19 protein-coding genes are annotated in these 24,653 nt (G+C 36.2%); 3 read left to right on the top strand and 16 right to left on the bottom strand.

Features of this window, described 5'->3' with window-relative positions; genetic code table 11:
• Window positions 1-645: 645 nt before the first annotated feature.
• Window positions 646-1,113, top strand: a complete 468-nt coding sequence (locus AB3M96_RS07045) for a hypothetical protein (RefSeq protein ID WP_412966949.1) — start codon at window positions 646-648, stop codon at window positions 1,111-1,113.
• A 30-nt stretch (window positions 1,114-1,143) separates the two neighbouring features.
• Here AB3M96_RS07045 and AB3M96_RS07040 read toward each other — a convergent pair whose 3' ends face one another.
• The 12 genes from AB3M96_RS07040 to AB3M96_RS06985 all read right to left on the bottom strand — a co-directional run bounded on the left by AB3M96_RS07040 (window position 1,144) and on the right by AB3M96_RS06985 (window position 17,658).
• Window positions 1,144-1,878 carry a CAP domain-containing protein gene (locus AB3M96_RS07040; RefSeq protein ID WP_412966867.1) on the bottom strand — a complete coding sequence of 245 codons (735 nt, stop codon included), beginning with the start codon at window positions 1,876-1,878 and terminating at the stop codon, window positions 1,144-1,146.
• A 304-nt stretch (window positions 1,879-2,182) separates the two neighbouring features.
• On the bottom strand, window positions 2,183-2,713 hold the full coding sequence (locus tag AB3M96_RS07035) for a CBO0543 family protein (protein WP_412966866.1): 531 nt from the start codon (window positions 2,711-2,713) through the stop codon (window positions 2,183-2,185).
• A 119-nt stretch (window positions 2,714-2,832) separates the two neighbouring features.
• Window positions 2,833-3,678: a CheR family methyltransferase gene (locus tag AB3M96_RS07030; RefSeq protein WP_412966865.1), complete on the bottom strand. Its 846-nt coding sequence runs from the start codon at window positions 3,676-3,678 to the stop codon at window positions 2,833-2,835.
• A 3-nt stretch (window positions 3,679-3,681) separates the two neighbouring features.
• Window positions 3,682-6,912, bottom strand: coding sequence for a response regulator (locus AB3M96_RS07025; protein WP_412966864.1), 3,231 nt, complete (start codon window positions 6,910-6,912; stop codon window positions 3,682-3,684).
• 27 nt (window positions 6,913-6,939) lie between these two features.
• The gene (locus tag AB3M96_RS07020) at window positions 6,940-9,027 is read right to left on the bottom strand and encodes an EAL domain-containing protein (protein WP_412966863.1); all 2,088 of its coding nucleotides are present in this window, start codon (window positions 9,025-9,027) and stop codon (window positions 6,940-6,942) included.
• 170 nt (window positions 9,028-9,197) lie between these two features.
• The gene (locus AB3M96_RS07015) at window positions 9,198-9,560 is read right to left on the bottom strand and encodes a response regulator (RefSeq protein ID WP_412966862.1); all 363 of its coding nucleotides are present in this window, start codon (window positions 9,558-9,560) and stop codon (window positions 9,198-9,200) included.
• Between the two features lie 25 nt (window positions 9,561-9,585).
• A complete protein-coding gene (locus tag AB3M96_RS07010; RefSeq protein ID WP_412966861.1) occupies window positions 9,586-9,849 on the bottom strand; it encodes a Spo0E family sporulation regulatory protein-aspartic acid phosphatase in 264 nt (87 codons plus the stop codon).
• A 35-nt stretch (window positions 9,850-9,884) separates the two neighbouring features.
• Window positions 9,885-12,848 (bottom strand): EAL domain-containing protein, encoded by a 2,964-nt coding sequence (locus AB3M96_RS07005; RefSeq protein WP_412966860.1) that lies wholly within the window; start codon window positions 12,846-12,848, stop codon window positions 9,885-9,887.
• A 265-nt stretch (window positions 12,849-13,113) separates the two neighbouring features.
• The gene (locus tag AB3M96_RS07000) at window positions 13,114-14,592 is read right to left on the bottom strand and encodes a SulP family inorganic anion transporter (RefSeq protein ID WP_412966859.1); all 1,479 of its coding nucleotides are present in this window, start codon (window positions 14,590-14,592) and stop codon (window positions 13,114-13,116) included.
• A gap of 421 nt (window positions 14,593-15,013) precedes the next feature.
• Entirely contained in the window at window positions 15,014-15,433 is a 420-nt protein-coding gene (locus AB3M96_RS06995; protein ID WP_412966858.1) for a universal stress protein, read from the bottom strand.
• Window positions 15,434-15,722: 289 nt separating this feature from the next.
• A complete protein-coding gene (locus tag AB3M96_RS06990) occupies window positions 15,723-17,138 on the bottom strand; it encodes a SpoVR family protein (protein WP_412966857.1) in 1,416 nt (471 codons plus the stop codon).
• Window positions 17,139-17,322: 184 nt separating this feature from the next.
• Entirely contained in the window at window positions 17,323-17,658 is a 336-nt protein-coding gene (locus AB3M96_RS06985; protein WP_412966856.1) for a DUF3889 domain-containing protein, read from the bottom strand.
• A gap of 206 nt (window positions 17,659-17,864) precedes the next feature.
• On the opposite strand from AB3M96_RS06985, the gene AB3M96_RS06980 reads away from it, so the two are divergent.
• A complete protein-coding gene (locus AB3M96_RS06980; RefSeq protein ID WP_412966855.1) occupies window positions 17,865-18,104 on the top strand; it encodes a YhdB family protein in 240 nt (79 codons plus the stop codon).
• 62 nt (window positions 18,105-18,166) lie between these two features.
• Here the strand turns inward: AB3M96_RS06980 and AB3M96_RS06975 are convergent, their stop codons facing one another.
• The 3 genes from AB3M96_RS06975 to AB3M96_RS06965 all read right to left on the bottom strand — a co-directional run bounded on the left by AB3M96_RS06975 (window position 18,167) and on the right by AB3M96_RS06965 (window position 21,809).
• Window positions 18,167-18,802, bottom strand: coding sequence for a response regulator (locus AB3M96_RS06975; RefSeq protein WP_412966854.1), 636 nt, complete (start codon window positions 18,800-18,802; stop codon window positions 18,167-18,169).
• 4 nt (window positions 18,803-18,806) lie between these two features.
• Window positions 18,807-19,973, bottom strand: a complete 1,167-nt coding sequence (locus tag AB3M96_RS06970) for a GAF domain-containing sensor histidine kinase (protein ID WP_412966853.1) — start codon at window positions 19,971-19,973, stop codon at window positions 18,807-18,809.
• A 105-nt stretch (window positions 19,974-20,078) separates the two neighbouring features.
• Window positions 20,079-21,809, bottom strand: a complete 1,731-nt coding sequence (locus AB3M96_RS06965; RefSeq protein ID WP_412966852.1) for a phospho-sugar mutase — start codon at window positions 21,807-21,809, stop codon at window positions 20,079-20,081.
• 396 nt (window positions 21,810-22,205) lie between these two features.
• Between AB3M96_RS06965 and AB3M96_RS06960 the strand changes: the two genes are divergently transcribed.
• The gene (locus AB3M96_RS06960; RefSeq protein WP_412966851.1) at window positions 22,206-22,916 is read left to right on the top strand and encodes an MOSC domain-containing protein; all 711 of its coding nucleotides are present in this window, start codon (window positions 22,206-22,208) and stop codon (window positions 22,914-22,916) included.
• 69 nt (window positions 22,917-22,985) lie between these two features.
• Here AB3M96_RS06960 and AB3M96_RS06955 read toward each other — a convergent pair whose 3' ends face one another.
• Window positions 22,986-24,647, bottom strand: coding sequence for a glycerol-3-phosphate dehydrogenase/oxidase (locus tag AB3M96_RS06955; RefSeq protein ID WP_412966850.1), 1,662 nt, complete (start codon window positions 24,645-24,647; stop codon window positions 22,986-22,988).
• Window positions 24,648-24,653 lie beyond the last annotated feature (6 nt).

Raw genomic sequence — 24,653 nt, 5'->3', positions numbered from 1 at the left:
CGTCCTGTGGCGAACGTCGATGTCAGCACATCCTCGAAAATGCTACGCATTTTCTTCGTGCGATGTGTATGCTGCCGTAGCCTTCCTTGTCCTGTGCATGTCCGACAAGCGCTGGCCGGCTAATGTCGCCACGTCCTTATGTCTTCGCCGGCACTTGCACGTCCTGTGCTTCGGAACCCTGACTTGTCCAGCTTCAGCGGCTAGAAACTCGAGAAATTTCAACTCCTCCGTCAGAGGCAAAAGACGCCTCTTTTGTCGGAGTCTCCAATTTCCTCGTTTCTGACCAAGCCGCTTCAGCATTTCAGTGAGGAGGCTCGAAAAAAAGCAAAGCTTTTTTCCTGCGATGAATATGCTCACGAAGTATTCCTTAGTGTTGCCGCCGCAGGAGGGGTGAAGCTACCTCGAGCTGCTTAAAAGCAAAGCTTTTGCGCAAGATACTCGAAGAAGTTTATACACGTAGGAAAACTGGCTAGGCGCTGGAGCTAGACACCGAAAACTAGGTTAAAATTCATATACTTTCTTGTTATTATAGAAAAACACCCAAACCAATTTGGGTGTTTTTATTCGCCTTTAACTATGAATAATCTTTTGTGAAATTAAGAAACTATACCTATAGAAATCTGAAGAGTGGTGGATATTACGAATGTGAAGGCGATCGAACGGTTATTATGGAGCATTGCCCTACCAGGATTTGGGCAATTATTAAATAAACAGTATATAAAAGGTATAACCTTCATTTTATTAGAGTTCTTAGTTAATACAATGGGGAATTTTAATGAAAGTATTAGGTTAAGTTTTCTTGGGGAAACGCAGCTTGCCTTAGAGACAACGAATTATGGATGGCTTATGTTTTATCCCTGTCTTTATTTTTTCGCAATGTGGGATGCTTTTAAAGAAGCTGGTGGAGGAAGAGCACCCTATTCATTTTTACCATTCGCTTTTTGCGCCTACATGGTTACTGTAGGATTGATGTATGCACCTAAGGCCAATTTTTTTGGCATTACCTTTGGTCCAGTATTTTTTCCAATGCTTTGTGTTATTCCCGGTCTTATTATTGGATTTCTGATTCGATGGATTATTCTCACCTTCAGTAAAGAAAAAATAAGTACATAAAAAGGGAGTATACATTCACTCCCTTCTTTCTTATTTTCCTATAAACATCTGGGTCCAGTAATTACCTTCAACATGTCCAACACCAATATGAGTAAAGTTTGAGCTTAATATATTCTTACGGTGTCCTTCACTATTCATCCAGGCTTGTACAACCGCCTCTGGAGATTGCTGCCCCATTGCGATATTTTCACCAGCAGCACGATATTGAATTCCAAATTGTTTCATCATATCAAATGGAGATCCATAAGTTGGACTGGTATGAGAGAAATAGCCATTCTGCTTCATATCTGCAGACTTTGTTCTCGCCACTTCACTTAGCTTTTCGTCAATTTGTAACGGAGCAAGACCATATTTTGCACGCTCTTGGTTGGTTAATGTAACAACCTTTTGCTCAAATTGATTTAATGAATAAGAAGTTGGCTGTAGTTCAACTGGCTTAGTTTCTGCTACAGGTTGTTGTTGAACTGGAGTGTTATTTTGTACAGGTTGCTCCACCTGTTGTTCCTTTTGCTGTGGTGCAGGTTGCTCAGTTTCTTTTTCAACCTCTTGATTTGTAGTAGTGGTTGGTTTGTTAAATTGTGAATAGTACTTACTTAGTAAATTTTGAATATATTGATTCCAATTCGTATTTTCATTGAATGATACTGTATAAGTTTTTTGATAGACTTTATAGGTTGAATCAGCATTACTTTGTGCAGATCCTACGATTGGTCCTCCTACTAGTAAAGCTCCTGTTAAGACGATTGCTGCAAATTTCTTTTTCATCTTTCCTACCTCCTTGTTTCTTTTCATATTTGAATCATACCACGTGTTTTTTGTAATATTTGAGGTAGGAATTTCCACATATTTTTTTTAAATAGTTTACTTCCCTTTTATTTTATTATCAGTTCTATAAATAACGAACTGATAGGTAAAAATAACTACAACTATATATTTTAATTATTTTCCCAATACTGGTTTTTTTTACATGTAAATTAATCTTGACAACTTGCCAACCTCCATTGAAATATGACAAACATTAACATATCATTACAAACTTTATCATTCTATGTCTCCTCCCCTTTTTTAATTATCTAAAAACCGAAGAAGGTACATCAAATATATTCCATAATAGAATAACAAAAATAATAGAGACAACCCATGCAGGCAAAGGTTTCAAATGATGTAAACGTATAATTGAGAACATGACTATATTAAAAAGTATCGACCAACCCAAATTCCACCCATTGTAGTACTTAATTAATCCTAAAGATAAATCGGCAAACTCATTTAATGTGTATATCAAAACCCAAATTAATATGTATAAGTACTGTCTGGTTCTTCCCTTCTCTTCAGGAAATCTACCAAGGAAAATTGCAATCGTAGCAGGGTATTTTATTGCCATAATTGATAGAGATACATGTGTATCCGTTATCCCAATTTCTGAGTCTACTCCTTTTGGAATGTATTTCCACATTGGATAATAGTCATTTAGCATATACAAGTAAAGGAAGTCTCCCAATAAAAAAAAGAGGAAAGTGGGGTAATACTTATTAAAGTTTCTCCAATCCCCCCATATAAATAATGCCAGTAACCATAGTAGTCCATAAATCCCGTTCACAAGAACACCCTCAATTCAATTACGAAACAGTTATTTGGAAATTTTTTGAAGTTACCATATATTATTCCCAAACAATTAAAAAATAAAATAACTACCATATAATGGTAGTTATTTTAGGTTTATTTATTTTTCTTATATAATTTAACTTTGTCATTAATTACTTCATAACTATTTTCTTTAGGCATAAATTGAATGGTTTCTTTGTCCCCAAGCCCCAAGATTCCTAAGGATGCCAGGCTGTCATAAAATAGTTCGTGAACTCTTTGTTGTAAATGCTTATTAAAATAAATTAAAACATTCCTGCATATGATTACATGAAATTCATTAAATGATTGATCTGTCACTAAGTTATGCTGAGCAAAAACGATATTTTTGTTTAAATAACTATCAAATTTTACACCTGTATTCGTAACCTGATAATAATCGGAAAAGGCTGTTTTACCCCCAGCTTGAATATAATTACTTGTATACTTTTTCATTCTTTCTAGGGGAAAAACACCTGATTTGGCATTTTTTAAAGCAACAGGATTAATATCGGTCGCATAGATTTTGGTTCTTTCATATAAACCCTCTTCTTGTAAAAGAATGGCCATTGAATACACTTCTTCGCCAGTGGCACAACCAGCATGCCATATACGTATCGAAGGGTATGTCCGTAAAATCGGTACTATCTTATTGCGAAATTCTCGAAAAAATATAGGGTCTCTAAACATCTCAGTAACATTTATCGAAAAGTCTCCAATAAGTCGTTGTAAACAAGCTGAATCATGCAAAACCTTATCTAGTAGACTAGTGATTGTTGGAAGGTTTTCTACATTTACCCGATGCAATACCCTTCTTCTAATTGAGTTATAGGCATAATTTCTAAAATCATAGCCACACCAAGCGTATAACCCGTGAAGCAGTAGCTCAATCTCAATTTTTTCGATATCACGTGTATCTTGCCTATCTATATTGTCGAGCATGTATTAGTTCCTTTCCTGATACAACCAAACCTTAATTAGCGAGATCAGTTTGTCAGGATCAACTGGCTTTACGATATAATCAGATGCTCCGACAGTTAAACACTTCTCACGGTCTTCCTTCATTGCTTTCGCTGTTAATGCAATAATAGGTAAATCCATTAGTTTTGGTGTTTCTCTAATTTTTCGAATTGCTTCATAGCCATCCATTTCAGGCATCATAATATCCATTAGCACTAAGTCGTAGTTATTATTACGATTCAAAATGTCTAATCCTTCAATCCCATTTTCTGCAAAAGTAACATCCATACCGTACAATTCAAGTATATTTGATAGAGCATATACATTCCGGACATCGTCATCAACTAGGAGAATTCTTTTATTTTTTAGATCGTCCATTTGTTCAACTTTGCCAACATGAAGTAATTCAGACGTTACATTATATCCTTCAAAAAACAAGCGAAGTTCATCCTTTAACCGTTGTGGAGAATGCTCATTCTTAACGATAATGGTATCTACATATTTTAATAATTGCGTCTCTTCTTGTTGTGAAATGATTCTTCCAGAATACACAATGATCTTTCTTACCTCATTCGTTTCCTGCTCTTTCATTTTTTCAAGCAGGCGAAATCCAGTTGTATCTTCCAGACTTAAGTCGAGAATTACACAATCAAACTTATTAACCTTTAATTCCTCTAACGCTTCTTGACCAGTAGCGACGGCTTTAATAATTACATCTAAATCCCCGATAAGTTCCATTAAGCTTGTTCGTTGCTTCGCATCATCGTCAACGATAAGGATTCTTTTAATATGACTGTTTTTACCCGGTAGGTCAGCTTTTTCTTGTTGCGGACCCAGGGTATCACTATTGCTTAATACTGGTTCATCAATGGATGCTGCAGCTTCATCAAGAGCACTATATTCGGATAACTGGTCAATAATAAAGTCACTGACTTTGAATGTAAATATACTTCCTTTTCCTTCAGTGCTTTCTACATTGATTTCTCCACCTAGTAAATTTGCATTTTCTCTACTTATAGATAAGCCTAAACCGGTACCCCCATATTTTCTACTTGTGGTTCCATCAGCCTGTTGAAATGCTTCAAAAATTTGTGCAATCTTGTCCTTCGGTATACCAATTCCTGAATCTGAAACAGTAAATAAAAAGCTATTTTTCGAGGTAGAGGTAGGGGCACTACTTATCTCTAAAGTAACTGTTCCTTTATGAGTAAACTTACATGCATTTGATAAGAGATTTCTAAGAACCTGTTGGATTCTTATCTCATCACTAATAATCCACTTCGGAAGTCCTTCTTCTTGAAGAATAGATAACTCCAACCCTTTTTCATTTGCAATAGGTTCAAATGTACTACGCGCAAAATCAACAAGGGTCGAAATTTGTACCTTTCTAATATCAAGATCCATTTTTCCTGATTCAATTTTTGCCAAATCTAATATATCATTTATCAAAGATAACAAATCATTACCAGATGAATAAATTGTGTTTGAATATTCCTTTTGTTTATCAGTTAAGTTACCTTCTTTATTATCTGCTAAAAGCTTTGATAGAATTAACAAACTATTTAAAGGTGTTCGTAATTCATGTGACATATTTGCTAGAAATTCAGACTTGTATTTTGAAGCTAAGGAAAGTTGGTATGCTTTCTCTTCTAAATCATTTCTTGCGTTTTCCACTTCTCTATTCTTTTGTTCAAAACGCCTATTCTGTTCCTCTAAGCTCTTCGCCTTTTCTTCTAACTCTGCATTTGTTTGTTCTAACTCCTCTTGCTGAGCCTGAAGTCTTTCTTCAGAGTAACGGAGCGACTGAGTTTGCTGCTCCAGTTCTTCATTTGTTGCCCGAAGTTCCTCCTGCTGAACCTGTAACTCTTCCGACTGTGCTTGTATTTCTTCCATTAACGTTTGAGATTCTTCTAATAATGTTGCTAAACGGATTCTTCCCATTAAGTTTTCATAAATAATTCCTAAGTTAGCCGTTAGTTCCTCTAAAAAGCTTTGCTGAATATCGCTATATTTCTTAAAGGATGCCATTTCAAGTACAGCGATTACGTCCCCCTCAAAAAGAATCGGTATAACGTATATATTTAATGGCGTTGCTTTTCCAAGTCCAGATGAAATCTGAATGTAATCAGTTGGCACATCAGTTAATAGAATAGGTGATTTCTCCAGGATAGCTTGACCAACCAGACCTTCTCCAGTCCGGACTATATTTGAGATTTGTTTTCTTTCTTTTAAAGCGTACGAAGCTAGTAATTTAAAAGTTGGTTCTTCAGCTTTTCCATTGATATCCCTACTATAAAAAACAGCATGGCTTGATTCTACAAGAGGTACAGTCTTTGACAAGAAAGTCTGGGCCAATGATTCCAAATCAGGAGTGCCACTCAGACTAGTTGTAATTTCAGCAATATGCGTTTTTGCCCAAGTTAATTGTTGATCTTTTTCGATTTGGTTTGCTAACGTTCGAGTCATTTTATTAAAAGAGCTAGCAACATCAAATATTTCGTCTTTTGATTTAACTTCTACTTTCGTATTTAACTCTACTGAGCCATTTGCTATATCGCTCATAATACCAGCCATAGAAGTCAATTGTTTGGATATACTCCATACGGTTATAAAAAGTAAAATTCCTATACCACTAATACCAATTACAAGTACTACTAGACTATTAATAAGTTCTCTTTGAGAATTAGACAGCATTTTCTCTAACGATGATTCCATACTCGTTTCAAACGAATTAGTTAACTGTTTGGATACTTTAGAGAATTCTTCATGAAGAGAAATCGAGTTTTCACTCATTAGTTGTTGAGCTTCACTCACTTTTCCATTGCTTACTAAAGTTACAACTGCATCCTTATATTTATTAAATCGGTCGTTTAAAGCTCTTAATTCAGCCACTAGCTGTTTTTGTTCAATTGAAATACTCTCAGATTCAAGTGAATTTAAATTTTGTTGAATAGCCTCTGTTTCTAACCGCAGCTTAGCTAATTCTGCTTCAATTGAATCCTCATTTCTAAAGATAACTAAGTTTCTAAGTATGATTCCTTCATCTTTTACGTCCCTATATATTTGTTCACTTAAAGTTGAAATTTTATGGTTGTCTTTAACCGACGTACTGGCCTTTGTTAGATGAGTAATTTGTACTATTCCAATTCCAATTAAGATGAGTAATAGAAGTGGAAGGGTACTAAGAGAGAGTAATAATTTTGTTTTTATTTTCATTAGAGACTCCTTCATGGCTAACGTGTCTTATTGAATAAGAAGAGTTTCCCCCTCTTTAATAACCGTATCATACACTTTTGCCATAGCTTGTACACGGTCGGTCACCTGTAATTTTTGCAGAATACGAGTAATATGATTTTTGACAGTATGTTCGCTGATAAATAACTTATCCGATATTTCTTTATTACTAAGCCCAGTAATAATTAATTTAAAGACATCCATTTCCCTGGAGGAAATAGAATATTGATCCTTTGCGCGGTTAATAGCCGCTTCAAGAACTTCTATGCGAAGATCTTTGTCTGGGGTTAAAGTAATTGTTTGTTGTGAATTCCTATCGGACTTGATATCTCCAGACGATTTAATCGTTGACTTATAAATTTGAGGATTCACTAAAAAGCCTTCAAAGCTGGAAGGTTCAACAGGCTTACTAAATATGAAGCCTTGAACCTCGCGGCAATGTGTTGTGGCCACAAAGTTTAATTGTTCTTCTGTTTCAACACCTTCAGCAACCACTGACATCCCCATGTTTTCGGCTAAATTAATAATTGTCTGTACAATTGCTTTGCCATCTAAACCATCATTAAATATATCTTGAATAAACGACCTGTCAATTTTTATTGCATCAAGTGGGAAACGTCGCAAGTAATGTAAGGAGGAATAGCCCGTTCCAAAATCATCAAGGCTTATCTTAATACCCATCTTTCTTAATTTCAAGAGTGTTTGTGTAATGATGTCTTCATTTCCTAAAATAACGGTTTCAGTAATTTCTATCTCCAATAGCTCAGGAGGTAATTGAGTTTCAGCTATGATGGTCTTAATAGACTCAACTAAGTCTTTTTGTAAAAATTGCTGTGGAGAAAAGTTAATTGCAATTCGAACTGGTGTTAGTCCTTTGTTTTTCCATGTCTGTATCTGTTTACAGACTGTTTTTAACACCCATTGTCCAATTTCAACGATTAAACCCGTTTCTTCTGCTAACGGAATAAAATCCATAGGCGATATTAATCCCCAGCTATGATGATTCCAACGAATTAAGGCTTCTGCACTTGTGACCTTCCCAGTTTCAAGGTTTACACGTGGCTGGTACACAAGTGATAACTGATTTCGTTCAATAGCATAGCGTAGGTCGTTTTCCATTAGGAATGAACGATAGGATTGTATATTCATTCCAGAATGATACACTTTGTATTTGTTTTTACCTTGTTCCTTCGCTCTAAATAAAGCCACGTCCGCATTTTTTAATAATGTGATAGAGTCCTCGCCATCGAAAGGAAAAACACTTAATCCAATTCCGACTGTGAGAAATAATTCATAATTATTAATAAGAAATGGTTCTTCAAAGGAAGAAATGATAGATTCCGCAATCTCTAATGCCGTTTCTCGATCAGTTTCCGGTAGCAGAATATTGAACTCATCTCCTCCGACACGTGCAACTAAATCACTTGTTCTTACTAATGTAGAAAGTCGCTTTGCTATTTGTTGCAGTAACCTGTCACCAGTAATATGACCCAGAGAATCATTCACATACTTAAAGCGATCCATGTTTAAATACATAATCGCTAAGGTTGAATTCATCCTTTTGGAATGATCAAGTGATTGGATCAGTTTGTCATGAAAACTCCTGCGATTTGGCAGTTCTGTTAAGGTGTCATGATACGCCATATACTCAATTTCTTTATTCTTTAGTAACAAGGCCTCTGATTGTTCAACTAGCTGCTGTCTTATTTTATAAAGCTCCACAAACCCTTCTACCTTTGCCTTTAAGATGAGTGGGTTGAAGGGCTTCATAATATAATCAATTGCTCCTACTGAGTAGCCTAGAAATATATGTTCAGCATCCATATTATTTGCTGTTATAAAAAGAATCGGTATGTTTTTCGTTTTCTGACGAGCTTTGATAATTTTAGCCGTACCGTAGCCATCCATTCCAGGCATTTGGACATCTAATAATATCGCGGCAAAGTCATATTTTAATAGGTATTTAAGCGCCTCTTCTCCAGAAAAGGCTTTGATTAATTGGTAGTCATCGGACTCGATGATAGCCTCTAAAGCTAGTAAATTCTCAGGTCTGTCATCTACAATGAGAATATTAATCTTCCCCTCATTTTCTCCCATGGTACTCACCACTCCAATTGACATAATTTCGACACATTTTTTATAGAATACCACATTACTGTCAATTGAAGTGTTAGAATTAGTCTGTTGGGCATACTAAATTATACCAATTAGTAAAAAATAGAGTATAAGAGGTAGATGTTATAAACCTTTAGTACTACTCTTTAAAACTATGACTCTAAATTCTTAAGAGTTGAAACCAAATCACCAAAATAGGGTTTAACGATAAAATCTTTTGCACCATTTTGCAATGCTTCGAGCATTAATGATTTTTGTCCTAAAGCAGAACACATAATTACATTTATATCTGGATTAATTTCACGTATACGCTTTAGCGCTTCGATACCATTCACTTTTGGCATTGTGATATCTAACAAAACGATATCTGGTCTAAATTCTTTACACCGATCGACTGCCTCTATACCATCTTTCGCTTCTGTAACAACCTTAAATCTGCTATTATTACCGAGCATATCTCGTAACCACATTCTCATAAATTTAGAATCATCTGCAATTAACACCGTTTTAATCATTCTTTTTCCCCTTTACTTATCCATCCTATTTTAGTTTTTGATATTGAGTAATAAATTTATCTAACTCCTGACTCACATAAAGTGTATCTCTATGATTCATACCTTTTTCCTCAGCAATCTCAAGCAATTGTTTTTTTAATGAAGTAATACAATTAAAAAGATGAACTTTGTAGCATTCATTACCTAGCCAATCCAGCATATTTCCAGTATGATCCCGCTCGTTAATTTCAAAATATGCTATATCTTCATATCTTTTTGTCTCATCTAGAAAATGTCTAATACATAACACCTCATTTTTTTGTATTACCTACTGTTTCGGCAAGATTAAGTATGTTGAGGTCGTAACTTTTTTAAATAACTATACTTATCATCTTTTATAAAGCTACAACCTTCTAAATATGGATTATTACGAAGCTGTAAAGAGAAATGATGTAATTTTTTTATGATGCAGTCTCGACTCGATTCATCAATTGCAAATTCTAATCCATATTGAAAGATACCCTTACTTTCTTCTTTCCAAACAATGTTACCCATTACCTTTTCAACTTGTCCCATGATGACCGTCTCAAATTCAAATAGAACATCCGGCCTAATTGGTAATTGGATAGTTGAAAGAAACTTAATGCCTCCGGGTCCAATATCCTCTATTACTACTTCCGTACTTCCCACATCTACACGCTTTCCCTGAATAGATATCAAAGTCATGTTAGCACTCAATGGGAATAAGGGTTGAATTCGATAATATTTTCTTCTCTCTTTTTGTATGTCTCTTTTACTGTTAGCTTTTGGTTTAATAATATTGTTTTTAAGAAGCATGCCGAATTCCTGTTTCGGAACAGGCTTACTATAGATATAACCTTGAATTTCGTTACATTCTAACTGGCGTAAAAAATGTAACTGTTCATTTGTTTCAACGCCCTCAGCAACTACATTTATCTCCAAGCCTTTTGCCATAAAAATAAGCGATTTAATGATCATTTCTACATTTTGAGATTTCTTAATCTGCTTGATAAATGACTGATCAATTTTTATTGCATCAATTGCATAATTTTTTATATATGACAAAGAAGAATAACCTGTCCCAAAATCATCTAAGGAAATTTTTATTCCAAGTTCCTTTAAAAACGCAAATGCCGATTCTATTGCCTTTTCATGTTTGATTATAGTTGTTTCAGTGATTTCTAATTCAATGAAACTTGGGTCCGTATGATGTTTTTCTAGAATCTTAGAAAACACCGTTTTCCAATCATTCTTTAAAAATCGTTGTGCAGCAATATTAATTGATATAGGAACGATACGAAGGCTTTCATCTTTCCAATCATTCAGAGTCTGACAAACCTTTTGTAACACCCAATCACTAATGTCATTAATAAATCCTGTCTCTTCTGCAAGAGGGATGAACTCATTAGGTGCAACTAATCCCCACACTGGATGTTCCCAACGGACTAATGCTTCTGCACTTACAATACGACCAGTCGAAGCATCTACTCTGGGTTGGAAGTGTAATACAAGTTGATTGTCAGAAATTGATTTACGTAAATCTCTTTCTAAATCGTATTGTCTAAAGGTTGATATATTTAATGTAGAAGAATATATTTGATACGTATTTTTACCCATTGATTTTGCCCGATAGAGTGCTACAGCAGCATTTTTGATTAAGTCGTCTACATTCTCCCCATTCGATGGGTAGGTTGTTACACCAATACTTGTAGTTAAGAATAATTCGTACTCCTCAATCAAAAATGGTTTTACTAGGCTCTCCACAATTGTCTTTGCAACTTTTATAGGATAATCACTTTGACCATACTCCCAAATAACAATGCCAAATTCGTCTCCGCTAATCCTCGCAAACATTGTATTCGAAGGTAATAGCGCTGTAATACGTTTGCAGAACTTTTTAATTAGTTCATCTCCCATTCGATGGCCAAGAGAATCGTTAATCATATAGAATCTGTCTAAATCTAAATACATTACTGTAAAACAATTGCTGCCCTCATTTAAAAGACTCTGAAGTTTACGTTCAAACAAAATTCGATTAGGCAAATCTGTTATACTATCATGAAAAGCTAAATGCTTTATTTGTTTTTCATACTCTTTTTGGGGAGTTATGTTTGAAACAATCCCATCAATTCTAATTAGATTTCCATTAGCATCTAATACAGGCTGGGTCTGATCCTGAACCCATATAACATCACCTTGTCTATGGATAATTCGGTATTGATGTTCCAATTTTACGCCTTCCTGAAGTTTGCATTGTAAATCTGTATACGATTGAAAATCATCCGGATGAATGAGGGAATCCCAGGTTAAACGGTTGTGAAAATCCGAAGGTGTATAACCTGTAATGATCTCAATACCCTTTGAAAGTAAAATATACTCCCTTTTCGTTACATCATACGACCAAATGCCAACCTCCAGGTTATTGTATATATATTCAATCCTATTTTCTGCCTCTTCTAGTTTCATTTCCGCAAGTTTACGTTTTGTAATATCCAACAGAGTTCCTATATAGCGAATAGGGATTTCGTTTTCATCTAACATGACCTCCGCTTGTTCTGTGACATAAGATACCGTCCCATCCCTTCGTACCAAACGATATTCAGCGCTATAGTTCTCACCATTCAGCAATGCATTATAATACGTATTTCTATATTGTTCACGATCCTCTGGGTGAACGAAAAGTAATGCTTCTTCAAATGAAGGTGTGAAACTTTCTAAAATTTCTCTACCTGTTAAATGGAATAACTGGTTTGACCAATATATTTCGTCAGCCTCAATATTGAAATCCCAGCTTCCCATTTTTCCAACTTGCTGGGCTAATTCTAGACTTTCTTTTATCTTATCTACTTCCTCCTTACGTTGAACAAATGTTGTAATATCCTTTGCAATTTTATATAAACCAATTATCCTTTTGTTTCCGTCCATGATTGGAATATATGTAATATCAACATGAAATGATTTTCCCATTTTATTTGTGGCAATGGTTTGATGATTTTGAGCTTTCCCTGTTAACGCAAGGTTTGTATATGTTTCTATTTCTCTATTTTCATAGTAATAATTAAGGTTTTTATGTATGCCATTTTCAGTAATTCCATACATTAAGGCTGCAGAATGGTTAAAGCACTTTACCTTGCCTTCCACATCTATAACAAAAACAGCAGAAGGATGATTTTCAAATAAACCTTTGAACATTTCTTCATTATGAAGAGTTTGACCGTCTACGGAAGTTCTAGTAGTAAAAGGAATCGATCCTTTTCTGATTTGTTTTAAGAAAGGTAAGCTTGCCACAATGTAACCCCCAATAAGAATAGTAGAGAAAGTGAAACTGTTTTCTGGTATTTTTTCAATTTAACTTTTTCGAACATCATTTATTTTCTATATTTCTATTTTGCTGGATATTTACTGAAAACAGAATCACCAGGAGTTCTCAATGATATAGGAAGTCATTCCTATTTGTGATTAGGACTAGTCCTAATTGTAGAAGAGTTGTCGAAATAAACTAATTTTGCATGCAAAAAAAACACGCTGATTTTTACTATCAGCGTGTTTTCCTTTATTGATTTACTGCATTATCAAGTCCACCAGGAGACTGGTGTATAGCAAGCTTTTTAACTAGCTTATCGCTTTCAGTGTTCAAGCCTTTAAGGTTTACTTTTATGCCATTCTGATGATATTTAATCACCACTTTATCAATTGCACCGACTGCTGAATCATCCCACAGATGTGCATTGGATAAGTCTAAGTCGATTTCTTTAACATTTTCTTTAAAATCAAAACTGTTAACAAATTCAGTAACAGACGCAAAGAATAATTGTCCTGAAACATGATATACCTTACGTTGTGAATCCTTTGCAGAAAGACTTGTTACTTTCACCTTCGAAATTTTTGCTGCGAAGAAAATAGCACTCAGGATAATACCTACTAATACACCTTTTGAAAGGTCATGTGTTTGCAGTACAGTAGCAACTGTAACAATCATAACTATTGTATCCGTAACTGGAACTTTTGTTATTGTCTTTAAATATGCCCAATCAAATGTTCCGATAGAGACCATAAACATAACACCGACAAGTGCAGCCATTGGAATTTGAACTAGGAAGTCACTTAATATCAGGATAAGGACCATTAGGAAGGTTCCAGCAACAAATGCTGATAGTCTTCCTCTACCGCCTGATTTCACATTGATTACTGATTGGCCAATCATCGCACAACCAGCCATACCGCCAAAGAAACCTGAAACGATATTCGCAATACCTTGCCCACGCGCTTCCTTATTTTTATCACTTTCTGTATCTGTCATATCATCTACAATCTGGGCTGTTAAAAGCGATTCAACTAACCCTACGATAGCGATTGATAATGAGTAAGGAAAAATAATCTTCAACGTTGCTAGGTTGAATGGAATATCAGGGATTAAAAAGATTGGAAGTGTGGAAGGTAACTCTCCCATGTCCCCAATTGTACGTACACCACTGTTTGTGAAAACGGCAATGACTGTCATAACAATAATTGCAACTAATGGTGAAGGAACTGCTTTTGTAAAGCGTGGGAAAATATAAATAATTGCCAATGCTCCAGCTAACATCACATACATTTGCCATGATTCACCGACAAAATGCGGCAGCTGAGCAGTAAAAATCAAAATTGCCAGTGCATTAACGAAACCTGTCATTACAGAACGTGGCACAAACTTCATAAGTCTACCGAGCTTCAATACTCCCATGACAATTTGTATAATTCCTGTTAATACTGTTGCAGCAAGTAAATAATGTAAGCCATAATCCGCAACTAAGGTTACCATGAGTAGTGCTGTTGCTCCGGTGGCAGCAGAAATCATTCCCGGTCTTCCACCGACAAAAGCAATTGTAACTGCAATACAAAACGATGCATAAAGTCCAATCATTGGATCGACTCCTGCAATAAGTGAGAATGCAATCGCTTCTGGAATTAATGCAAGCGCAACAACGATACCCGCAAGTATATCTCCTCTCACATTTCCAAACCATTCATATTTAATTTTAGATAAATTCAAATCGGCACCTCTTCCTATATTATTCATTTTGTTTTTTGTCCAGCTGCAGCGCCTAGGAACTCGAGAAACTTAAACTCCTTCAGAAAGAAAGAGCGCTTCTTTGTCAGAGTCCGAGTAGTCTCGTTTCTATTCGAGGCTCTTCCGCTTTTCTTGTGACTTTCAACTCTCATGAAAGTCGGGTCCGTCTAGAACAAAACAAAGTATATAGCATTGTGACATTTCTGTGAATCAGTGATGTAAACGTAAACATAATATATTTTCTTCAATTTTCTCTTTGTTTCTTCCAAATACATTGTAGTAAGGGAAATCACAAAAAATATGCTGGTATAATGAGGAAGGGTACCAGACCATTTTTTCATTTTTTCCATAAAAAAATAGCTCATCTGTGGATGAGCCAGGAACATAGATTCTGGAGCATTTATTATTTTACGATCAGCACAGGGCAATTCGCTCTTTTGGCTACCTTATGGCTAACACTACCCAACACAAACTCTTGTAGGACATTTAGTCCTCTACTCCCAATGATAATGATTTCAAAATTGTACTTGTTTGCATAGTTTACAATTGTAGGTCCTGGATCACCATGTAATATTTTCACTTCAAAAGGCACATTTGCAGCATTAGCTAACTTTTCGACATCCTTCATTCGTTCCTTACACTTGTCTCCAAAATCAACTGAATTCCAGTTCTTCAGTACATCTGACTTTACTTTGTCAGGGTCCACAACATAGACAACCTCTATCATTGAACCAAGACTGCATTTTGCTATATTTATTGCGTTTTCTGCAGCCCTTTTTGAATGCTCTGAACCGTCTGTAGCCAATAGTATTTTTTTATACATGTTCCATAGCCCCCATGAATTCAATATGAAATTCAATTATTAACTACTTCTATATTTAAATGATGTAATCCTGTAACTTACTTTAGATTTCTTGAATATGCTATCATTTTTATGATAAATTCCATTTTTCGGTATGATTGCTATTTTTATTATGAAATAATACATGCATTTAGAATGTGATAACCATCACATAACTTCATGTGAATACTTCTACTACACTGTTTTGTTCAAACACCTACTAAGCAATACAAAAAGAAGCTACCACTAAGTAGCTCCTCGTTAACTTAACTTATATATACTTCCTATGGACAGATTTCCCGTCATACGTAAACACAACAGTTTTGTTCTCAAGCACCGTTTCCATATGAACTGGTCTGCCCCATAATTGAAAAATATAAGGGAGTACTTTTTCAAGGTACTTTAAATCCAATTCAATGTCTTCATACCAGTGTTTTAAGTATAGCTCTCCACTTTTTAAGTAGTCACCATCGGTTACTGTAATATATGGGAATCCACCATTCACACGCATACTAACAAGTTGATCACGAACCTGCTCCCATGCTTTGTCTACAATCTTATAGTCACGACCTTGCTTTTGAAACAAATACATATCTTCTCTCATTACCAATTCTTTTGTTAAATAATTTCGGATGAATGATATATCTGATTCCACTTCTCGAACTTCAAATATCTTGTCACGGCCAGAACCTGCTTGAACACCTCTTTCCATCATTTCCTTTGTAGGATTATTATATCGCTCCTCAATGTCTTCGAATATTTTCAAGCCAAGATAGTAGGGATTGATACTTGTACGTGAAGGCTGAACTACGCCCGCATTTAGCTTCGCGAATTCAATTGCTTCATCTGAGGTAAGATCCATTTCACGGATTATTCGTTGGTGCCAATAGGAAGCCCAGCCTTCGTTCATGATTTTCGTTTCAAGCTGTGGCCAGAAATAGAGCATTTCCTCACGCATCATCGTAAGGATGTCGCGCTGCCAATGTTCAAGCTCCCTACTGTATTCTTCAATAAATAAGAGGATGTCTTTTTCAGGTTGAGGTGGAAATTTCTTTTTCTTCCTTTGTACCGGCTTTGGTTTTGTATTTTTTGTATCCAAACTCCATAAATCATCGTAAGGTGTAATAGGCTTCTTTACTTCCTGTTCCTCTTCAAGGTCTTCTAGACTCCAAGCTAACTTTGGTCTCATAAGCGAGGGGTCAATATGCTCTTGAATCGCAAGTACAGCATCTAAAAAAGTTTCTACCTCTTGCTTGCCATATAAATGTTCATAATGTTTAACTCTTTCAGCAGTAGCAGCCATGCTTTCCACCATGTCACGCTTTGTGTTCCCAAAACGACAGTTATTTTTAAAGAAATCACAATGTGCAAGCACATGGGCAACTATTAACTTATTCTGAATCAGGGAATTGGAATCTAATAAGAATGCGTAGCAAGGGTCGGAGTTAATAACAAGTTCATATATCTTACTTAGCCCTAAATCATATTGCAATTTCATACGATAGAATTGTTTACCGAAACTCCAGTGTGAAAAACGAGTTGGCATTCCATAAGCACCGAATGTATAAATAATGTCTGCAGGACAAATTTCATATCTCATTGGATAAAAGTCGAGCCCAAAGCCTTCTGCTATCTCAGTTATTTCGTCTATTGCATATTCCAGTGCTTTGCGGTCTGAAGTATTCACAGTTGATCTCCCCCTTTTCGTCCTTATCACAATTTATGAAGGATTGGTCGAAATGATGAGGGAGATTTAAAAGAAAAGAGGAGTGCTGCTTTGGTTTAAGAACATGACTTATATACCGCTCTACTTTTTCATACGAAGCAGGTACCGTTACTCACTCTTTCGATACCCGCTCCACATTAGCACCTTACTTTACTTCTTCAATACTTAAAGACATTAATGTTTCTGTTTTAGGGTTAAACAAAATCATTACTCTTGCTGTAAATGTACGTTCTTTTCCTTGGACTTTTAATTCAAAGGTGTCTTTAGCTTGTGTATCAGTGATTTCTTCCCTACCTTTATATTGGTAATCACTAATTTGGCTTTCAGGGTAGTTTAACTTTGCCACATCAACAGCAATCTTCCCCCACTTTTCATAATCCGTAGGCAGTGGTTGTTGTTGCTCAGCACCTACTATTGCTCCACTTGTAGCAAGCAGAAGAATACAGATTAAAGTCGTTAATCTTGCTTTTACCTGTGTCATTTTTAAATCATCCTCTCTACGTAAAAATCAGTTGTAGTATGCGCATATTTTAAAAATTTCCACCATAGAAAAATAAGGAATTTCGACCTATACAAGTGAATAGATTATTCACTCAAAATGTTTTGGATTCCTCACCAAGATTTACAGTGAAAAATTCTCCTGATTCTCCACACACTATAAACAACTCCTATAAAGGAGGTAAAAAAGTGAATACTGTAGATTATGACAAAGCTCTTTATTACACGCACCGGTCACAGTGGGACAACCTGCTTATTTTAATGGTTCGCACAAAGGACGATTTCCTTTCCAAGAAAATTGAACACTTTTTACACGCATATAACTTTGAAAAAGACTACTCAGTTATCGAAAGACATCTTTATTCTTTACTGCGATATATTGACCATGCGTCGACGGATAGCATGGAAGAATTAACTGCATATATGTGATGGATATAAACAAAAAGAGGAATACCCTTTTTACAGGAGTATTCCTCTCTTCATAAACAATTTTATAATCCATGTTTAACAGCATACAGTGCTGCTTGTGTTCGGTCTTGCAGCTCCAACTTGGATAATATGTTGGAAACATGTGTTTTGACGGTTTTTTCAGTAATGATAAGACTAGCGGCAATCTCTTTATTGCTTTTTCCTTTTGCAATTTCTGAGAGAACTTCCAACTCTCTTTTTGTTAGATCGTCAAGTAACGACTGTTCGTTTTTATCGCCATTCATTAAATGTGTCATTACATGATTGGTTACTTTTGCATGGAGTTGGCTTTCTCCTTTAAAAACTGCCCTAATCGCCTGAACCAGTTGATCAGGCTCAATATCCTTTAACTGGTAACCAGTTGCACCGGCTCTAATCGCTGGAATCACATGGTCTTGATCTGAAAAGCTGGTAAGAATCAGTATATGAATATTAGGATGTTTTTCTTTTATTTTTCTTGTTGCTTCAATTCCATCCATCTCTGGCATAACCAGGTCCATCAATATGACATCAGGCTGTAATTGTTCCGCCAATAAAACTGCTTCCTGACCATCTTTCGCCTCAGCAACAACCTCAATATCTTTTTGTGTTTTTAGAAAAAATAATAATCCTCTTCTGACAACATGGTGGTCGTCTGCAATCAATACTTTAATTGTCAACTGACTACACCTCCCTGAGCGGAATTTCAATATAAATTGCTGTACCTTTACCGATTTCACTTGTTAGTGTAAACGTGCCATTCAAGGCTTCTGTACGTTCCCTCATACTTGCTAATCCAAGTGAAGGAATTGGTTGGTCTTCCACGTAGTGAAAGCCGCAACCGCTATCCGTAATTTTCATCGCGACTGCTTTTGTAGTAACACTGATCATAATGGTTGAAGCAGTGACTCCCGAATGCTTTTTACAGTTATTCAAAGCCTCCTGGCCGATTCTCCATAAAGCTTCCTCAATCTTACTAGGCAAATCAATGACTCCTTTAACTTCTACATCTACTTGAATTCCAAGAACTTTCCCATAATTTAAAAGAGCACTTGCTACACCGTTTTCTAATCCTTGAGGACGCAGCTGCCAAATTAGAGCTTTCATTTCACTCAATGCTTCCTGTGAGAGCTCCTGCATATAGGACAACATCTCTTTAAGCTCTGGATCCTCTGTCAATTCTTTTGTACCTCTCACTGTTAAAACCAATGAAAATAGAAGCTGATTTACTGAATCATGAAGATCACGTGCCAACCGATTACGCTCAGCCAACAGGGCAAGATTTTGCTCATTTTCTGCTAGTTTAATTCTTTTAATGGCTGTTCCAATTTGAAATGCTACCGATTCAAGCAAGGCAAGTTCTTCATTTGTAAAATGCGTTTTATTAGGTGATGCCACATTTAACAGACCGAACCTTTCTTCACCCGCTCTTAAAGGTACTGTCGCATGATGTGTAATTTGATTGGTCTCTCCCCAGTTGTATGTAACTGCATCCTCAAGTCGTTTACATTCCATAATATTTGCCGCTCGGAGTAGCCTACCTTTGTTATATTTATCAACACACCAGCAAATTCCCTGACACATAGGCTTTTTTTGTTCCCAAGTTAAAGCTGGTGGTAAATTGTAATCAGCTATAAGCTCATACTTTCCCTTAACATCAATTAAAAATAGCCAACCCGTTTCAAGTCTAGTTACCTCTAATAGCTCTTTTAATACCTGTTGTAACATAAGATGCAAATCATTTGACTGATTTAATGTTTCTGCAATTACCTTTAAGGTTTGGAGCTTATGCAGCTGCGAAACTTTGTCCACCAAATTGGTTCCTCCCCACAAACTGTATCTATTTTCCATTATACAACCGTTTGGCAGGATTTGCGTTAGAAAAAAGTCTTGCAGTTTTCTACGACTTTAGACTGAGGGTTTTAAGCAAAAAAAAAGACCCAATGGGCCTCTTTCTTATCCTAATACTTTATGAACTTGTGCCATGACATCTGAAGAAATATCTTCTAAAACCTGCTGACTGTTCTCAAGTGAAGTACCTTTTACAGCAAAGTAGAATTTCACTTTAGGTTCTGTACCTGAAGGACGAACACAGAACCAAGAACCATCCTCAAGGAAGTATTTTAATACATTTGATTTAGGAAGCGTAATTTCTTCAACATTTCCTTCTGCTACATGTTTGCGAGTACTTTCTTTGTAATCCTCAATCAAGGTTACTTTTCGGCCAGCAACTACAGTTGGTGGTTCGCTACGGAAGGTTGCAAGCAGATTATTAATTTGTTCTGCTCCTTCTTTGCCTTTTAAGGTTAGTGACTCTAAACCTTCGCGATAATAACCGTAATTTTCAAAAATCTCCATAAGACCTTCGTACATGGTCATACCTTTATTTTTGTAATATGCACAAACTTCGACAGATAATAAGGCAGCTTGCACCGCATCCTTATCACGGGCAAAGTCACTAATTAAATAACCATAGCTTTCTTCATACCCAAATTGGAACTTGTATTCACCAGTTTGTTCATATTCTTTAATTTTTTCACCGATAAATTTAAAACCTGTTAACACATCAATTGTATCCAGGTTAAAGGACTTAGCAATTTCACGTCCGATTTCCGAGGTTACAATTGTCTTAAGAACTACACCATTTGAAGGAAGTTTTCCTTGCTTTTGCTTTTCAGACAAAATATAGTGTAACAAAATTGCACCTGTTTGGTTCCCTGTTAAAACAACATACTCACCTTTATCATCTTTTACAGCTACACCTAAACGGTCAGCGTCCGGATCTGTACCAATTAAAATATCAGCATCAATCTTTTTACCTTCTTTAATCGCTAATTCGAATGCTGCATGTTCTTCTGGATTAGGCGATTTAACTGTTGAGAAGTTTGGATCTGGTAGCTCCTGTTCCCTGACAATAGTTACATTTTCATAGCCTAATGCTTTCAGACCATTGCGTACAGGTTTATTTGCAGTACCATGTAATGGGGTGAAAACGACTTTCACTCCTTCTTGAGAAAGTTCAGGATTAAGTGAAATTGTTTTTAATTTTTCAGTGTATGCATTATCAATTTCTTCCCCAATCATAGTAATAAGACCAGACGCTTTTAACTCTTCCTCACTAGCAACCTTCATTTCAAGTTCGTTTTGGACAGCATTTACTTTTTCAATCACTATATCTGCTGCCTCTGGAGGTAGTTGTCCCCCATCAGAACCATACACTTTGTACCCGTTGTATTCAGGCGGGTTGTGGCTTGCAGTTACTACAATACCTGAAAAAGCATTTAAGTGACGAACCGCATAGGATAGTTCAGGAGTTGGGCGTAATTCATCGAAGACATATGTTTGAATACCATTTGTAGCAAGTGTTCGTGCTGCTTCCATAGAGAACTCAGGTGATTTGTGACGACAGTCATACGCAATGACAACTCCACGTCGCTTTGCTTCCTCCCCATGGGATTCAATAAATGCAGCAAGTCCAGCAGACGCTTTACGAACTGTATATAGATTCATACGATTTGTACCTGGACCTATTTCCCCACGCATACCACCCGTACCAAACTCTAGATTTTTATAAAAACAATCCTCTAATTCCTTTGGGTTGTCCTTTTTCTCAAGTAATTGTTGCTTTATTTCTTCATCCAACCCTGGCGTATTCAACCAAAGGTTATACGTATCCTTCCAGTTCATTTACGAACCTCCTAATATCATTCTGTTACACACATTATGTCAATAGTTTCCCTCTACCTATTCTATAAAAAAAACTTTTCATTTCCAATTATTTTATGTAAGAATGTCTGTTTTTTGCAGAGAATGAGGATAAGACCTATGTATAATGCCATGAAGTTGTTGATTTTACATACTCCGTTTTCTTTTTGACTTGAGTGGGGGTGGTCCTTCATTTACTTACCCACTCAACTCTCTTTTGTCACTTGAGTTGCGATGACTTAGCATTTATATTCAACTCATGTCTAATAGTAGAACCTTTAGAAAAAAACATTTTGGTAGATTTGATGAAAAAAGTAAGAATATAATTAATCTAACATAGTAAAACATTTATTGGTTCAACGTGAAGGGGGAGGCAATTTGAAACAAGTTGGAAAAATTAAAGAAATTACCCGCTATCCTGTTAAATCCTTTGCAGGAGAATACTTAGAATCCTGTAAAATAGATACATATGGTATAGTTGGCGACCGTTTTTATTCATTTTATGATGAAACAAAGAATGATTGGAATCGATTTGTTACTGCCCGAACTATTCCTGCAATGCTTTCTTACAAGGCGAACTTTATAGACAATGATGTAAGGATCACATCACCTGATGGCCGGACGTTTTCTTGGAATGAAGAACTTCTTCAAGAAATACAGAGATACTCATCCAAAGTGATAACAATGTCCGAACACAAGTCACCACATCCAGACAACCCGAATCTTTTGTCAGTTGATGCAGCAAGCATTCTTCTCATCACAGATTCAACCTTACATAAACTTGAAACCATGTGGGGTAAGAAGCTGGACTCACGTCGATTTAGAGCAAATTTACTTGTGTGTTTAGATGACTCTGCTATGTCTGAAAGCGATTGGATTGGAAAGCGGATATTTGTCGGTACCACTGAATTAATGGTGGATTGTTTTTGTGAACGTTGTTCGATGACTACAATTGACCCTGACACACTCGAAAGAGATGCATCTCTATTGAAAAAAATTAATAAGGAAATGGATTTACATTTCGGCGTGTATGCCTCGGTTATAAAGACCGGGGAAATTACTGTTCAGGATAAAGTATATATAGAATAAGTTGAGCACTAAAAATTGAAAAAGCAGCCTAATTAATTTGGGCTGCTTTTTTGCCTATTAATACAATTACTACATACTCGCCTCAGTTGCATCTTTTATATACTTTTCTACTTCTACCTCATAACCTAGCATTTCTTCTGAACTCCAGCCGTAACGTTCAGCCATGTACTTTATTATCGGGTTCTTCCATCGATTCACCCATTGAATATCGAAGAACATCGCACCTGTACGACGAATCAGATAGTCTATTGGTTTGGTTACCATTTCATGTTGAATCCCATATTCTACGGAAGCATAAATCTCGAGTGGTAATTTTGCATTTTCAGCATTATTTCCTGTTTCTCTCATGATCCCAATCAATGTATCAATGTTGGATCCATATAACCGTACTAGTCTTTCGGCTTCTTTTTTTGAAAGTGAAAAGTCATGTACGAGTTTGTCAATCTTTTCGGCAACAAACAATGGATATTTCTTGGAACCACCTACACTACCGCCAGAAATTTCAATGTTCTTTGTTTGACAAGACTTAATATTGGTATAGCCTTCTGCTTTAAATAGCTTCGCTACTAAGTCAACAACGATTTCTGCCATTTTGCGATAGCCTGTTAATTTTCCACCCGCAATTGTAATAAGACCAGTTTCTGATTGCCAAATTTCATCTTTACGTGATATCTCTGATGGATCTTTACCTTCTTCGTAAATAAGCGGACGCAGTCCAGCCCAACTGGATTCGATATCGTTGTCAGTGACTTGTACACTTGGGAACATATAATTTATGGTCTCAATGAGATACGTCCGATCCTCAACTGTAACTGTAGGACGAGCTGTATCTTGGTCATAAAATGTATCAGTTGTTCCGACATACGTTTTTCCATCCCTTGGAATTGCAAACACCATACGACCATCTGGTGTATCGTAATATACAGCTTGCTTTAACGGAAACTTGGATTGGTCAATGACGATGTGAACTCCTTTAGTAAGTCGTAAAACCTTCCCTCTTCTAGAACCATCTATTTCACGCATTTGATCAACCCATGGACCTGTCGCGTTAATTATTTTTTTGGCAAATATCTCGTATTCCCTGCCAGAAAGTTGGTCTATTACTTTTACGCCTTTTACTTTTCCATTTTCGTAAATAAAGGAATCAACTTTGGCATAGTTAACAGCTTTTGCTCCTTTTTCAATAGCTTTTTTCATGACCTCAATTGTTAGTCGAGCATCATCAGTTCGGTATTCGACGTAATAACCACCGCCTACTAATCCGTCTTTTTTAATCAAAGGCTCTTTTTCTAAAGTTTGCCTTACATCTAGCATCGTTCTTCTTTCCGAACGTTTGACTCCCGCTAAAAAGTCGTACACTCGTAGTCCAATTGAGGTCGAGAACTTTCCAAATGTCCCCCCCTTATGAAGTGGTAATAGCATCCACTCTGGAGTTGTCACATGTGGTCCATTTTCATAGACAATCGCACGTTCCTTACCTACCTCTGCCACCAATCCAACCTCGAATTGCTTGAGGTAACGAAGGCCACCATGTACCAATTTAGTAGAGCGGCTTGAAGTACCAGCTGCAAAATCCTGCATCTCAACTAATGCTGTTTTTAGACCACGTGTTGTTGCATCAAGCGCAATACCCGCACCTGTAATTCCACCACCAATGATAAAAACATCATGTATCTCATTTTGCATTTCCTCTAAAATAGTACTTCTATTTAAACTTGAAAAGTGTGTCATACATAT

The organism is Ferdinandcohnia jepli (assembly GCF_047246645.1).
Lineage (GTDB): Bacteria > Bacillota > Bacilli > Bacillales > Bacillaceae_L > Ferdinandcohnia.
This window is presented reverse-complemented; position numbering and strand designations above follow the sequence as displayed.

What these genes read in the sequence shown, in the direction of transcription:
- AB3M96_RS07025 (WP_412966864.1), bottom strand. Translation starts at nt 6,912, where the DNA reads ATGAAAATAAAAACAAAATTATTACTCTCTCTTAGTACCCTTCCACTT.
- AB3M96_RS06970 (WP_412966853.1), bottom strand. Translation starts at nt 19,973, where the DNA reads ATGGAAAATAGATACAGTTTGTGGGGAGGAACCAATTTGGTGGACAAA.
- AB3M96_RS07020 (WP_412966863.1), bottom strand. Translation starts at nt 9,027, where the DNA reads ATGGGAGAAAATGAGGGGAAGATTAATATTCTCATTGTAGATGACAGA.
- AB3M96_RS07015 (WP_412966862.1), bottom strand. Translation starts at nt 9,560, where the DNA reads ATGATTAAAACGGTGTTAATTGCAGATGATTCTAAATTTATGAGAATG.
- AB3M96_RS06995 (WP_412966858.1), bottom strand. Translation starts at nt 15,433, where the DNA reads ATGTATAAAAAAATACTATTGGCTACAGACGGTTCAGAGCATTCAAAA.
- AB3M96_RS06955 (WP_412966850.1), bottom strand. Translation starts at nt 24,647, where the DNA reads ATGACACACTTTTCAAGTTTAAATAGAAGTACTATTTTAGAGGAAATG.
- AB3M96_RS06985 (WP_412966856.1), bottom strand. Translation starts at nt 17,658, where the DNA reads ATGACACAGGTAAAAGCAAGATTAACGACTTTAATCTGTATTCTTCTG.
- AB3M96_RS07040 (WP_412966867.1), bottom strand. Translation starts at nt 1,878, where the DNA reads ATGAAAAAGAAATTTGCAGCAATCGTCTTAACAGGAGCTTTACTAGTA.
- AB3M96_RS06965 (WP_412966852.1), bottom strand. Translation starts at nt 21,809, where the DNA reads ATGAACTGGAAGGATACGTATAACCTTTGGTTGAATACGCCAGGGTTG.
- AB3M96_RS07030 (WP_412966865.1), bottom strand. Translation starts at nt 3,678, where the DNA reads ATGCTCGACAATATAGATAGGCAAGATACACGTGATATCGAAAAAATT.